At 50.5% G+C, this 13,617-nt stretch carries 11 protein-coding genes, 1 pseudogene and 1 riboswitch; of the genes and pseudogenes, 10 read left to right on the top strand and 2 right to left on the bottom strand.

Annotated features, from left to right (window positions below; genetic code table 11):
- The first annotated feature begins 13 nt into the window (after nt 1–13).
- The 4 genes from L1889_RS04690 to L1889_RS04675 all read left to right on the top strand — a co-directional run bounded on the left by L1889_RS04690 (nt 14) and on the right by L1889_RS04675 (nt 4,084).
- Nucleotides 14–2,500, top strand: coding sequence for a DUF3141 domain-containing protein (locus L1889_RS04690; protein ID WP_238664137.1), 2,487 nt, complete (start codon nt 14–16; stop codon nt 2,498–2,500).
- Nucleotides 2,501–2,604: 104 nt separating this feature from the next.
- A riboswitch (SAM-I-IV-variant riboswitch) is annotated at nt 2,605–2,702 on the top strand.
- A 145-nt stretch (nt 2,703–2,847) separates the two neighbouring features.
- Nucleotides 2,848–3,216, top strand: a complete 369-nt coding sequence (locus tag L1889_RS04685; protein ID WP_238664135.1) for a hypothetical protein — start codon at nt 2,848–2,850, stop codon at nt 3,214–3,216.
- Between the two features lie 11 nt (nt 3,217–3,227).
- On the top strand, nt 3,228–3,674 hold the full coding sequence (dtd, locus tag L1889_RS04680) for a D-aminoacyl-tRNA deacylase (protein WP_238664133.1): 447 nt from the start codon (nt 3,228–3,230) through the stop codon (nt 3,672–3,674).
- 2 nt (nt 3,675–3,676) lie between these two features.
- Complete coding sequence (locus L1889_RS04675; RefSeq protein WP_238664131.1) at nt 3,677–4,084, top strand: HIT domain-containing protein; 408 nt, start codon at nt 3,677–3,679, stop codon at nt 4,082–4,084.
- Here L1889_RS04675 and L1889_RS04670 read toward each other — a convergent pair.
- On the bottom strand, nt 4,070–6,295 hold the full coding sequence (locus L1889_RS04670) for a DUF3772 domain-containing protein (RefSeq protein ID WP_238664129.1): 2,226 nt from the start codon (nt 6,293–6,295) through the stop codon (nt 4,070–4,072). The genes L1889_RS04675 and L1889_RS04670 overlap by 15 nt on opposite strands.
- Before the next feature lie 2 nt (nt 6,296–6,297).
- A complete protein-coding gene (locus tag L1889_RS04665) occupies nt 6,298–6,495 on the bottom strand; it encodes a hypothetical protein (RefSeq protein ID WP_238664128.1) in 198 nt (65 codons plus the stop codon).
- Nucleotides 6,496–6,679: 184 nt separating this feature from the next.
- Between L1889_RS04665 and imuA the strand changes: the two genes are divergently transcribed.
- The 6 genes and pseudogenes from imuA (at nt 6,680) to L1889_RS04645 (ending at nt 13,613) form a co-directional block, all read left to right on the top strand.
- Nucleotides 6,680–7,414, top strand: a complete 735-nt coding sequence (gene imuA / locus L1889_RS04660; protein WP_238664126.1) for a translesion DNA synthesis-associated protein ImuA — start codon at nt 6,680–6,682, stop codon at nt 7,412–7,414.
- Nucleotides 7,326–8,771: a Y-family DNA polymerase gene (locus L1889_RS04655; protein WP_238664125.1), complete on the top strand. Its 1,446-nt coding sequence runs from the start codon at nt 7,326–7,328 to the stop codon at nt 8,769–8,771. Before imuA ends, L1889_RS04655 begins: the two co-directional genes overlap by 89 nt.
- Nucleotides 8,772–8,782: 11 nt before the next feature.
- The gene (locus L1889_RS19075; protein WP_372871179.1) at nt 8,783–10,528 is read left to right on the top strand and encodes a PHP domain-containing protein; all 1,746 of its coding nucleotides are present in this window, start codon (nt 8,783–8,785) and stop codon (nt 10,526–10,528) included.
- Nucleotides 10,525–10,862: pseudogene (locus tag L1889_RS19070) on the top strand (error-prone DNA polymerase); the annotation flags it as partial. The gene L1889_RS19075 and the pseudogene L1889_RS19070, both read left to right, overlap by 4 nt.
- A complete protein-coding gene (locus tag L1889_RS19065; RefSeq protein WP_372871712.1) occupies nt 10,848–11,927 on the top strand; it encodes a helix-hairpin-helix domain-containing protein in 1,080 nt (359 codons plus the stop codon). The pseudogene L1889_RS19070 and the gene L1889_RS19065, both read left to right, overlap by 15 nt.
- A gap of 126 nt (nt 11,928–12,053) precedes the next feature.
- Nucleotides 12,054–13,613 (top strand): phospholipase D family protein, encoded by a 1,560-nt coding sequence (locus L1889_RS04645; protein WP_238664123.1) that lies wholly within the window; start codon nt 12,054–12,056, stop codon nt 13,611–13,613.
- Nucleotides 13,614–13,617 lie beyond the last annotated feature (4 nt).

Here is a 13,617-nt window from a genome sequence, read left to right as displayed (position 1 = left end):
ATTAAGGTTTACCATGTCTGCAACTCCTCCTCACGACTCCCCACTTAATGCTTTGCCTACCAACCCCTTAGGGTTCGGCCTCGCCGCATGGGAATACGGCGTAGATGCGTGGCAACGCCTTATTCTGTATGCCGATGTGCAGCGTCAGCGCGGTGATCAATATCGCGAACACCTGGCACTGGAAGTTCCTACTGTATTGAGTTTCCCCTGCGAGCCCGTTCTTTCCGGCCGTGAGCTTGAGCATCCTGTTAATTACTGGCTGGTACGTATTACTCCAGGGCCCGACCAAACCCCTGATCCGCGTAAGCGTCCATTTATTGTGGTGGATCCCCGTGCAGGACATGGCCCTGGTATTGGCGGCTTCAAACCCGAAAGCGAAATTGGTGCGGCGTTAAATGCCGGCCATCCCTGCTACTTTGTCGGATTTACGCCTGATCCTGAACCCGGACAAACGGTTGAAGACGTAATGCGGGCCGAGGCTGCCTTTGTTCGCAAAGTGGGCGAGCTGCACCCTGAAAGTGTGGGCAAACCAGCCGTTATCGGCAATTGTCAGGCCGGCTGGCAAATTTTAATGGCTGCTGCACTATGGCCAGAGTTATTTGGCCCCATCATTGTAGCGGGTGCTCCTATGTCCTACTGGGCCGGTGACGCCCCCATGCGCTACACCGGCGGGCTCGTGGGCGGTAGTTGGCTCGCTGCCTTTACCAGCGATCTGGGAAATGGGCATTTTGATGGCGCGTGGCTGGTTCAAAACTTTGAAAGCCTGAGCCCCGCCAATACATGGTGGAGCAAAAACCACCACTTATACTCCAATATCGACACCGAAGCGCCCCGCTATCTGCAATTCGAAAAATACTGGGGTGGATATGTCTACTTAAACGATGTCGAGATGCAGTACATCGTTGATAATTTATTTATTGGAAATAAATTAAGCACAGTCCAGCTGCGAACATCAGACGGACAACCCATAGACCTGCGAAACATACGGTCACCCATCGTGGTGTTCAGCTCTTACGGCGATAACATCACTCCACCGCCACAGGCTTTGGGCTGGATCACAGACCTCTACCGCTCTGATGCTGAAGTCGTGGAAAACGACCAGACCATTGTGTATGCTACCCACGAAAGTATTGGTCACCTGGGTATTTTTGTATCGTCCAAGGTGGGCAGCAAAGAACACGCCGAATTTGCCAATAATATTGAACTGATTAATCTTTTGCCTGCCGGAATTTACCAGGCCAGCGTCGACGACGTGGCAGAAGACGAACGAAATCCCATACACGATCCTTATCGCCTGAATATTCGTGGGCGTTCCATCTCCGCCATCCAGGACATCGTCAAAGACGACCCTGAAAGCAACAAACGGTTTGCACGGGCAGCAAACGTTTCAGAACAAAACCTGGATTTCTACAAAAGCGTAATGCAGCCTTGGGTGAAGGCCCTTAGCACACCTCAATCAGCCCGTTTTTTACAAGCCACTCACCCGTTGCGAACTTCTTACGAATGGTGGTCTAGTGCGAACCCAATGGCTGCGGTCATAAAAAGCATGGCCGATCAGGTACGTGAGACACGCCAGCCTGTAGCAGAAGAAAACCCCTTCTGGCAGTGGCAAAAACAAACATCTTCAGCTATAGAAGACGCATTGAATCTGTATAGAGATCAACGTGATCAGCAATATGAAAACTGGTTCAAGCTGTTATATAGCTATCCGGTTCAAGACCTGCACAACGAATCCGAAGCCAAATCTATCCCCCAATCTTTTAAGCAGCCTACCGAGTATCAACGGGAGCAAATCAATCATGCCATGACTGAAGGTGGCTTGCTTGAAGCCGGTGTACGTGCAATCTTTTACATGTTGCAGTCACGGGGCAGCGCCGACGAACGTCATTTTGAGCAGGCCAAACAATTGCATGAATGTCCCGAGTGCGATTTTCACGACACCAAGCCCTTTAGGCTGACCGTACGGGAACAGGCAAAAATCTTGACTGCTGATACTACAAAAGCGGTTAGCAGCATTGGACATCTGTTAAGAGAGGGTAGTTCTGACGAAATTCGCCAATTGGCTAGACGCGTCTTTGCTGTGGCCACAGCGGGAACGCAAATTAGTCCTGCTGAACTCGAACGTCTTAATGAAGTGCTGGAAATCTTTGAGCAGGCGGCTCAACAAAACTCTGTAGCTGAGGCTTCCCCGGTTTCCGCCACGCCACACACAGCCACTGATCGTGAACATGCTGCTATCGCTAAAACGCCCTCTGAAACCTCTGCTCCTGCCACCACCAGCACAGAGAAACCCGCTATCAAAAGGCCCGCCCGCAAAAGCACGGTTACTAAAACTACGGCGGCCAAAAAAACAGCTATTAAAAAAGCAGTAGCTAAAAAAACCGTGGCTAAAAAATCCGCAGTGAAAAAAAGTGCGGCCAAAACACGGGCAACCGCCGGGAAGTCAGCTTCTGTGGCCAAAAAAGTTCCTAAACCGTTCTTAAACGGTGCACTGCCCTAATTTGCAGTGCGCCGTTCACACGCTCTGCTTTCCCGCATAGGCGCACAGCTTGCAACATAGCTACGCTAGTGCTCTGGACATTCATTCCAGGCATGGTAGAATTTATTCAATATCAAGAGTTGGGTAATGCCCATGCCAACCTGTGTACCCTCACAAGGTGGATTCATGATATGGCCAACCGTCGGCAACCAAGTGGGTAAGTTAATAAAGCCCGCTTTGTAGCGGGCTTTATTGTTTCTGTGTCGCAAAACCTAGTTGGGCTTAATAACCCGGCCTGCGCCTCAGAGGTGTTTTAATCCAACTTGCTCACCTTGGCCACCGGCCTCAAGAGCTAAAACGGAGCTAATATGACTTCCAGCAACAGTGGCTACACTTTCAGCCTCAATAATCAACAATTTACCGCCCGTAGCGTGTCGGGTTCCAGCCGCTTAAAGATAAGCACTGACACCAACCAGTTCATCGGTTCTTTCGAGCCAAGCTGGCTACGGCGAGCCGATTTGCATTCGGGATATTGGACCAGCCTCGGCTCCCACATTAATACCGACCTATTGCTGCAGCTTGAGCGCGTAGCACTGATCATCAACCGACAGCGATTAATCCGTTTCGCCAAGGCCGGTGATCAGCAGGCGGAGCAAGGTTTGCAACGAACCAGCCCTCCCCCAAAACTACCCGAAAACTGCAAGCTGCATTTTAAGTGCGATGATTCGCCTGAGTAAAAAGGATAACCATGCTAGCTGTTGTACAACGGGTTCGCTCGGCCAATGTTGAAGTTTCGGGTGAGCGCATCGCAAGTATCGGTCAAGGCTTATTAGTGCTTGTGTGTGCAGAACCTGATGACACTCCTGCCACAGCCGATGCTCTGCTCGCCAAGCTGCTGAAGCTGCGGATCTTTAATGATGCCGAGGGCAAAATGAATGATAGCCTGCAGCAGCTAAATGGCGGTTTATTATTGGTAAGCCAATTCACCTTGGCCGCAGATACCAGCCGGGGCAACCGCCCCGGGTTCACCAAAGCGGCCCCGCCTGACCTGGGCCGTTTTTTATTTAACTACCTGGTCGCGCAGGCAAAGCAGCTGCATAATCCGGTAGAAGCCGGTTTATTTGGTGCGGATATGCAGGTGGCATTAATAAACGATGGCCCCGTTACAATCCCTTTAAGCGTACGCATACCGTAATTATGTTTAGCCTACACCCTACTCTTGCTGCTGACACCATTGAAATCGGCGAGCTATCTCTTTGCAAAGTGCTGCTGATCAATGATCAGCAGTATCCCTGGCTTATCTTGGTACCCAAGCGCCCCGATATCAGTGAGATCTTTGAGCTTAATGCTGAAGATCAACAGCAATTATGGACAGAAACCACCGCCGTAGCGAAGGCCTTGTCTGTCTACAGCAAAGCCGACAAGATGAATATTGCCACCTTGGGAAATATGGTTCCTCAATTGCATATGCACATTATTGCCCGACACAAAAGCGACGCGGCATGGCCGGCTCCGGTATGGGGAAAAGTGCCTGCGAAACCCTATTCTGCCGAACAGGCCCACGCGCAGAAAGCCGCATTTTCAGCCTTGTTATTTACGGTTTAACGCTTCAGTAATTTCGTCTGTGCCCTGTTTTCCAGACACTGAAGCAACCGATTGAGCATCAGGCTTTACGGTTACATTTTGCGTGGGATGCAAACTAAGGTCGGCCTGCCTCAAACGTCGCACTATTTCAAAAAACAAAGCGCTGCGTACACGTGACGAATGACGAGGGCTACTGACAAAACAGTTTGCAGAAAATGCGAGTCCATTGGCGTCGAAACCATCCAGGCTAACCGAAGGCGCCGGGTCCTCAAGAATATCGGCCTGCGAGGCCATTGCCTGGCGCAAAACTTCAGCGACCTGATCCGCATCGGTTTTCATCGGCATCAATAAACTTAATTTCACCACACCTAACGGATTGGTCAAAGTCACATTACGTACCGTTTTTGTAATGAACTCAGAGTTGGGAACAATTAAGGTAGAGCGGTCGAACATTTCGATTTCAGTAGCACGAGCGTTAATGCGCCGTACATTACCTTCGACACCATTCAAACTGACCCAGTCTCCTACTTTAATGGGGCGCTCGGCCAGTAAAATCAAACCTGAAACAAAGTTCTGCACCACTGCCTGCAAACCAAAACCAATACCCACAGACAAAGCACTCAGAATCCAGGCCATGCGTTCCAGGCCTATTCCCAGCGAGGAAATCGTCATTGCCCCCACTACAAAATAGCCCACATAACTAAAAAGATTCGAGGCTGAAACGCGCATTCCGGGATCTAAACGAGTGGCCGGCAAAAACTGCTCTTGCATCCAGTTGCGCAGCATTCGAATAATATATACGCCCCCTAGCAAGATGGCCAAAGCCATTAGCAGAGAGGTAGGCTTGAGTACAGCCTCACCTAAATTAAAACCCTCGTAAAGAAAGCCAAGCCGCCGCTTGACCCAGTCGGAAGGGTCTTCGCCAAAGGGGGAAAAAGCCAGGCTGATGGCACTGAACACCAAAGCCACCTTAAGCACGGCCGACAGCACAATAACCACCTGGCTACGCGTACGCAATTGCATCTGGCTAATGTCATCATTCGTACACCAGAGCTTGAGCTGCTGCAGCATGGCCTGGCTACTGTCACCCACCAGTAACATCATAAGATAGGCGCTGCAGAAAATAAGGGCGACCCACACTAACTCAAGCACAACCAAGGCACTAAAAGCATTAAAGCCAAAAAGCAGTGCAAGCAGGTTAAGCCCTATTACTATCCCCAGAAGACTGGGCAAGGTTTTTAACCACTTGGGTAAAAACGGAAGATTAGGATCGTGCTCAGCCAAACTGCGCTTTAATGCCACCGACAGATGAATAGCTGATATGGCAATCACAATGCTAAATGTGATGGTGGTTAAATTCCCCATCAATACCGTGGTGCTTAAGCTGGCATTGGTTAAATTCAACAAGGGCTGCGATACCCACGTAATGACAATCAGAAAAGCCAATACTGGCGCAATCCAGCTTAGCCGTCGGGCGATCCCGTTTGACAAGGGAGGAAGACGCCAGGTGGGACGGTTTGCCGATAGCAAGGCCTTGCCCAGACCCGTCACAAAGCCAGCCATATAAGCCGCTGATGTACAGGCCTGAACCAGGGTAGTTAACGACGTATCCAGCGTTTGATCCCACTCTAGCCCGTGCGCAAAGACAGAAACAATAAGCCCTGGCACAAGCGTAAACACAATAACCTGAAAAAAGGTAGCCAAAGAACGCCGCAAACGTGTGGGTTTAGTGTGCCGAATCGTGAACTCAAGCATGCTTCTGCGCAACAGGATCGAGATCACGATCAGAACCGCAGCCAAGGCGGAACTTACCAGCCACGTACGCAGGGGAACGGCCTGCACAGCCTTTTCAAAATCATTGCTAAGCGATTGGAAGCGCTTCCAGTCGTTAGGAAAGTCACGCTTTAAGTTAGCCCAAAAACGAGGGGTCAGCACAGGTTGAGAGCGTTGCCCAAGCTCGGTTTTAAAGCGTAGCCGACGTTGTTGAGCAATTTCCTCTATGCCTTGACGGGCTTCCACATGGATTAAACGGGCAGACTTAATTTGAGAATCGAGCTCGGTCTGTTCCTGGTTAAGCTGTGTACGCTGCTGGCTAAGTTCAGGCGTTTCAGTGGTATCAATGGCAACCGGTCCCAATTCTTTGACACGCGCCTGCACACTGTTTAGTTCGGGCTCAAGCTTGCTTACGATCTCAGTCGCTTGCGTTTGCGCACTTTGCAGGACGTTACGCATTTCTACCAGACTGGCATCATCAAGGGAGGAGTCTTTTTTTCGAGTTTGCCTTGAATTTGATCTAGGGTTTGCCTGGCTTGCTGCAGTTGAGCCTCGAAAGAAATAGCTTCGGCTGCCCAGCTACCAGACGCAAGCGTCATTACAATCAGAAGGCTCAAGCCCAAGCCTGTTCGAAGCAAAAATCGTTGCAAGGCAGCCATACCGTATCCTGAATCAATAATAAGAAAGTGCTATCAATTATGCCGCTAAGACTTTGTTTTTATGGCTTTACGTTAAATAAAAACTGCCATTGCTTACAAGTTTCAGGGCCACTCACTATTTAAACCCTTGCTGAAGTGCTCAACTAAGGCTAAAACTACTGTATATTTATACAGCAATCAAATCTTGAAAAATACGCACACCATGACAACTCCGCTTTCCCCGGAACATATACACCCTTCTCTCTGGAGGGCTTCGCAAGTGTTAAGCACCTCCGGCTTAGGGCTGGAGACCGGTTTTCCATTGTTGTCCGCCCAGCTGCCCGGCCAAGGATGGCCCTTGGGCTCTCTTATCGATTTCGCACTTCAACAACCCGGAATCGGTGAACTGCAACTGCTAAAACCCGCACTGCTTCAGAAGCAGAAGCTACCTATCGCCCTGATTAACCCGCCGCTGATACCTAATATCATCGCATGGCAACAATGGGGGGCTAATCCCGCGCAGCTATACAGCATCAAGACCTGCTATCTGGCCGATGCCCTATGGGCTTGCGAAAAGGCGTTAAAGCAAGGTTGCTTTGGTGCCGTATTGCTGTGGCAAGAACACATACATTCTGCTGCGTTGCGACGCTTACATTTAGCCGCCCAACACCATGATGCTCTATTTGTCATTATGCGTCCTTTACAAAGTGCAATACAGCATTCGCCCGCTCCGCTAAGGCTGCAGCTAAAGCCTCAGGCTAAAGGTCTGAGCCTTCAAATAATTAAACGCCTGGGCAAGCCTTTAGACTCCCCTGTATTTATTCCCCTGTACCTCAACACCCGTCACGAACATGCTTTGCTGGATCAGCATAAAACTTCCACACCTGCAGCTGGACGCCCACAATCCGAATTGGCCTACACAGGCCATCGCCATCATTGACCGTGATGTGGTGCTTAGCTGTTCGCCACTTGCCAGTGCTGCCGGAGTGCGTACCGGCATGCGCGTCGGCGGCGTCCCTACCCTATGCGCCGATTGCAAAATCATTCCCCTGGATCCCATGGCCGCGCCCCGTCTGCTTGAACAAGTGGGTATCAGCCTTATGCAATACACCCCTGAAGTCAGCCTGACAGGGCCAGACACCATCACCTTGCATGTCAGCGCCAGCCTTCGACTATTTGGCGGGCCATTACGTTTATACAAAGCCATACGCAGTCTATTGAAACGCAGTGGCTATAAGTCCAGACACTCAATGGCCCCTACCGCCACCGGCTCACTTTTACTGCTGCATAGCCCTGGGCGCCAGCACCGTACCCTGAGCTTTAAACGCCTGGGCCGTTTGTTAGCACCAATTTCTTGCGAACACCTGCAGCGGGCACAGGCTCATTTACCATGGCTAAGCGCTATTGGCTGCACCAATCTGGGCGCCCTTGCCGCACTGCCTCGGGCTGCCCTGTTGCGCCGAACCTCGCCCTTGCTGCTAAGCGAACTGGATCAGGCCCTGGGTAAAGAACCCGAACACCTGGCCTTTTTAGAAGCAGCCGATACCTTCAACACCAGAATCGAGCTTTACGACAGTGTCGAACATGCCTCGGCCATACAATACCGCGCTCAGCGTTTAATCGAACAGCTTTGTGGCTGGCTGCAAGCACATCAGCTATCGATTAATCAATTATCTCTTTATCTTGAACATGAACGTGCCCCTCATTTGCTTAGCCCAAGTCTGCTGGAACTGAAGCTGGGTTCGCCAAGCTGGTGCCCAGTCGTACTGGCCCGACTATTGCAAGAACATCTGAACCACTACACCCTGCCCGCGCCTGTCATTGCTATCTCTTTGCAGGTTAATTATTTCCAGGCGCGCGAGACTCAAAGCCAGAGCTTATTTCCTGACCCTGTCGGGGCGATGGCTGAACTTCCTCCTTTACTTGACCTGCTAAAGGCCCGTCTGGGTGAAAACGCCATCTTTGAAGCCGCTCCCCTTGCTGACTACAGGCCCGAGCACGCCAATCGGTGGCTTAGCCACCCCAAGCAAGAAAACGCCGCAGCGCTCTTGCCCACAGGTCCCCGGCCTTTTTGGCTATTGCCCAAGCCTCTGCCTTTAACCGTCAGGCAACATCGCCCTTTTTACACCTCACCCTTATACATGATTTCCGGCCCTGAACGCCTGGAAGACGGCTGGTGGGATTCCCCTATCGCACGAGACTATTTTATTGCCGAAGCCAAGGACGGCTCCAGATACTGGATATACCAAGACCTTAAAGACAAGGGCGAATGGTATTTGCACGGGCTTTTCGCCTAAGGGGTGACAATATGCCTTTGACTTCAGCACTGCCTAACTACGCAGAACTTCATTGCCTAAGTAATTTCAGCTTTTTAAAAGCAGCTTCACATCCCCACGAACTGGTTCAGCGGGCACATCAACTAGGATATACAGCACTTGCAATTACAGACGAATGCTCAGTGGCAGGCGTGGTGCGTGCGCATGTAGAAGCCAGCGAGATCGGATTACAGTTAATTATTGGTGCCTCGTTTCGCTTGCAAGACTCCAGTCTGCCTGTCCCCCTCAGGCTGGTTTTATTAGCTCAAAACCTCGAAGGCTATAATAATTTATGCGAACTGATCAGCCTGGGAAGACAGCGGGTTAAAAAAGGCGATTATCTGCTGCACACCACTGATATCAGTGCACCTGAAAACCCCTTGTTAACGGCCATGCCTGGTTGCCTGGCCATCCTGCTACCAGAATACTGCGCCAAACAGGCAGAATTACAAGCACAAGCCTTATGGCTTAAGGCTCATTTCGAAGGCCGCTGCTGGCTAGGCCTTAATCTGCAGCTACGCAGCCGCGACGCTCAACACAAGCAGCAACTAGCCACTGTGGCCTGCCAATATCAAATGCCTATAGTGGCTACGGGCAACGTACACATGCACGTACGTTCACGTAAGCCCCTGCTCGACACCTTAACAGCCATTGCGCACACCACGACCATTGCTTTGTCTGCGACCCGGCGCTATGCCAATGCCGAACTGCATCTGCGTACACGGGTACGCCTGGCCAATATTTATGCGCCTGAACATTTACAGGAAAGCGTGGTTATTGCACAGCGCTGCAACTTCTCTTTAACGCAAATTCAATATCAGTATCCCTATGAAATTTGCCCTGAAAACCGCAATCCTCACGATTACTTGCGTGAACAAACCTACATAGGAGCCAGATGGCGTTATCCCCACGGCATACCCCTGCACGTCCAAAAACTGCTTGAGAAAGAACTCGACTTAATTCAAGAGCTAAAATTCGAAGCCTATTTCCTGACGGTTTACGACATTGTGCAGTTCGCGCGTCAGCATCAAATACTGTGCCAGGGCCGGGGTTCAGCGGCAAATAGCGCTGTGTGCTATTGTCTGGCAATCACCGAGGTTGACCCCGACCAAAGCTCCACCCTGTTCGAACGCTTTATCAGTAAAGAACGAAACGAACCGCCAGACATCGATGTAGATTTTGAGCACCAACGGCGCGAAGAAGTCATTCAATATATTTATAATAAATACGGTAAAGACCGTGCGGCGCTTACGGCAGTGGTGATTTCCTACCGATCCAAAAGTGCCTTGCGCGATGTAGGCAAGGCTTTAGGCATAGATCCTTTAATCATTGATCGCGTAGCCAAAGGCCATAGCTACTGGGATGGCCGGGAAAAAGTGGCTCAACGCATGGCTGAATACGGCGTAGACATGACATCAGCAAAAAGCAAACAGTGGTTGATACTAAGCGAAAGCCTTATCAACTTTCCTCGCCACCTTTCTCAACACCCAGGAGGGTTTGTCATTGGCAGGGAAAGTCTAAAGCGATTAGTTCCCATAGAAAATGCCGCTATGCCTAATCGGCGTATTGTGCAGTGGGACAAAGACGACCTGGATGCGCTTAACTTTTTAAAGGTTGATATCCTGGCCCTGGGAATGCTGTCTGTAATACGCCGCGCCCTTGATTATGTTTCCGAACGCCGGAAGGCCCCTTTACACAACAGGATATCGAACAGGAAGACCTCCCTACCTACCGCATGATCCAGGCAGCGGACACCATCGGCACCTTTCAAATTGAATCTCGTGCGCAAATGTCCATGCTTCCCAGGTTAAAACCTAAAACCTTTTACGATCTGGTAGTTCAGGTTGCCATTGTTCGTCCCGGCCCCATTCAAGGCGGCATGGTTCATCCTTACTTAAAGCGCAGAGAAAAAACGAAGAAGTCTCTTACCCTAAAGAAGAGCTTAAAGCCGCGCTGGAACGCACTTTAGGGGTGCCTATTTTTCAGGAACAGGTCATGCAAATCGCCATGATTGCTGCAGGCTTCAGTGCAGACGATGCCAATGGTCTGCGCCGCGCCATGGCTACCTGGAAACGCAAAGGTGGCATCAGCAAGTATTATCACAAAATCATCGAGGGTATGAAGACTAATGGCTATGAAGAAGGCTTCGCCATACAAATCTTCAAACAAATCGAAGGTTTTGGTGAGTATGGTTTCCCTGAAAGCCATGCAGCAAGCTTTGCTCTATTGGCCTATCACAGCAGCTGGCTAAAACGCCATGAACCTGAAGCTTTTTTAACAGCCTTGCTCAACAGTCAGCCCATGGGTTTTTATTCGCCTTCAACCTTAATCCAAGATGCCCAGCGGCATCGGGTCCAGGTGCTGCCCATTGACCTCTTGCACAGCGACTGGGAGGCCAAACTCGAAATGGGCCCTGCCCAACGGCCCGCAGTACGCCTGGGTTTCAATTTAATTAAAGGCTTAAACCAAGACTGTGGCTGGCGCCTGGAAGAAGCGCGGGCCGTTCAAATATTTAGTTCAGTGCGTGATGCCGCACAGCGCGCACAGCTTAACAAACATGAAATAGACGTTTTAGCTTATGCAGGCGCCTTACAAAGCCTGGCCGGCCATCGCCACCAGGCTGCCTGGGAAGCCAGTGCCAGTCTACCTGACAAAGGGCTATTAAAAGAAAGCCCTATTATTGACGCCCCTACAGATAGGCCCGTACTAAGCGAGCCCAATGAACTCAGTAATTTACTGTCCGATTATCAGCACACTGGTATAAGCCTGAACTCACATCCCCTGGCCTTGCTTCGCAGCTCTTTACAGGCCAGACGCTACTTAAGCTCTAAACAATTGCTTGATCAGCCCGACAGACGGCTGATTCGCACCTGCGGAATGGTCACGGTGCGACAGCGCCCTGGTACGGCCAAAGGGGTTGTGTTCATCACACTGGAAGACGAGTTCGGACAAATAAATCTCATCTTGCATGCAGACACTGCCGAACGGCAACGCCAAATATTACGGCATGCCACATTGCTTGGGGCCTTTGGTGTATGGCAGTCCCATCAACAAACACAAAGCCTGCTAACAAAACGAATTGTGGACCTTAGTCATCTTCTACCCACACTCAACAAAAAAAGTCGAGACTTTCATTAACGTGCGTCCTGAATTTTTACTCATTACAAGCTCAAACTTGAATACAACAACATCAAGTAGCCTAATCTGCAAACTTTTCTTATGCTTAGGTGGCACAAAAACTGATAATTCTAAAAGGTAGCGCTAATGTTACGTATTTTGTCACACCGTCTTTGGCGATATCTTGTCGTGCTCAGTTTGGCGTCACTGCTGGGCTGTAGTTTGCCTCCGGCAGGACATCGGATTGAAAGCACGGCCATTTCGACCAGCGAAGCGCTAGACACCCAACTGGGTAAAGCCCTTTCACCCCTGGCAAAGGCGCACCCCGGCTTAAGTGGCATTCGCTCGTTACCGGATGCTCATGAGGCCTTCGCCGTACGCGTGCTCTTGGCCAAAGCCGCCCAAAAGACCCTGGATATTCAATACTACATCTGGCGAAACGACACTACCGGCGGCCTTATGCTGCAAACCCTGAAAGATGCCGCTGACCGGGGCGTACGTATACGATTATTATTGGATGATAATGGCATTACCGATCTGGACACGGCTCTGGTCACCCTGGACAACCATCCCAATATTCAAGTCAGGCTCTTTAACCCCTTTATGCTGCGCAGCCCCAAATTCCTGGGCTACCTGTTCGAGTTCAAGCGCCTTAATCGCCGCATGCATAATAAATCGTTCACGGCCGATAACTCCGCCACGATTGTAGGTGGACGCAATATCGGCGATGAATACTTCGGCGCCGTCTCCGAGATACATTTTACAGACCTTGATGTGCTCGCTATAGGCAAAGTCGTGAACGACGTGTCTGAAGACTTTGACCGCTACTGGTCTAGTGAATCGTCCTATCCGGTTAGCAGCATTGTGCAAGACATGAAGGCCTATGACCTTTCCAAAGTCGACTTGACGCGTCTCAATCTTAAACTGCCCGATCGCCGCAAAGATTACATAGAGGCTATTAGCCGCACTGCCATTATTCGCGACCTGCTAGGCGGCGAGCTGGGCGTCGAGTGGGTGCCTACCGAAATCATCAGCGATGATCCCGCCAAGGCGCTGGATAAGGCACATGAAAGAGACATGTTCACCTATCAGCTCAGCCGGGCCATCGGCACACCGCGCTCCCAGGTCGACCTGATTTCTTCTTATTTTGTTCCCACCAAAGCCGGGGTCGACAGTTTTATCGAACTTATGAAAACCGATGGCCTGAACATACGGATACTGACCAATTCCTACGATGCTACCGACGTCGCCGTGGTTCATGCAGGCTATGCCAAATGGCGTAAAATCTTGCTGGCTAACGGCATAGAACTGTATGAGCTTAAGAAGCTCTCCTCCGGCGACTTAAAAAAATCAGGTATTGGCCGTTTTGGCAGTTCTGGCTCCAGCCTCCACGCTAAAACTTTCTCTATTGATCATGACCGTTTGTTTGTGGGTTCGTTTAATTTTGATCCACGCTCGGCACATTTAAATACCGAACTGGGCTTTGTCATCCACAGCCCCAAGCTAGCAAATGAAATCTCATCACTCTTCGATAAGCAAATCCCCCGATCCAGCTATCAGGTCAAGCTAAGCCCTGAAGGCAAGCTGATCTGGGTCGAACTGGATGACGGAGCAAGTATCATCCACACCCAGGAGCCAGGCACCAGCATGATGTCCAGATTCGGCATCGGCATTCTCTCCAAGCTCCCCATAGACTGGTTACTTTAAGCCC

Origin of the sequence: Paenalcaligenes niemegkensis, from assembly GCF_022230885.1 — a bacterium.
Classification (GTDB): domain Bacteria; phylum Pseudomonadota; class Gammaproteobacteria; order Burkholderiales; family Burkholderiaceae_B; genus Paenalcaligenes; species Paenalcaligenes niemegkensis.
Note: the sequence above shows the minus strand (reverse complement) of the source record. Positions and strands in the feature narration are given on the sequence as shown.

Coding starts and splice junctions, on each gene's coding strand:
- L1889_RS19075 (WP_372871179.1), top strand. CDS start 8,783: ATGCCTTTGACTTCAGCACTGCCTAACTACGCAGAACTTCATTGCCTA.
- L1889_RS19065 (WP_372871712.1), top strand. CDS start 10,848: ATGGCTACCTGGAAACGCAAAGGTGGCATCAGCAAGTATTATCACAAA.
- L1889_RS04670 (WP_238664129.1), bottom strand. CDS start 6,295: ATGCGTAACGTCCTGCAAAGTGCGCAAACGCAAGCGACTGAGATCGTA.
- L1889_RS04690 (WP_238664137.1), top strand. CDS start 14: ATGTCTGCAACTCCTCCTCACGACTCCCCACTTAATGCTTTGCCTACC.
- L1889_RS04645 (WP_238664123.1), top strand. CDS start 12,054: ATGTTACGTATTTTGTCACACCGTCTTTGGCGATATCTTGTCGTGCTC.
- L1889_RS04675 (WP_238664131.1), top strand. CDS start 3,677: ATGTTTAGCCTACACCCTACTCTTGCTGCTGACACCATTGAAATCGGC.
- L1889_RS04665 (WP_238664128.1), bottom strand. CDS start 6,495: ATGGCTGCCTTGCAACGATTTTTGCTTCGAACAGGCTTGGGCTTGAGC.
- L1889_RS04655 (WP_238664125.1), top strand. CDS start 7,326: ATGCTTTGCTGGATCAGCATAAAACTTCCACACCTGCAGCTGGACGCC.
- L1889_RS04685 (WP_238664135.1), top strand. CDS start 2,848: ATGACTTCCAGCAACAGTGGCTACACTTTCAGCCTCAATAATCAACAA.
- dtd (WP_238664133.1), top strand. CDS start 3,228: ATGCTAGCTGTTGTACAACGGGTTCGCTCGGCCAATGTTGAAGTTTCG.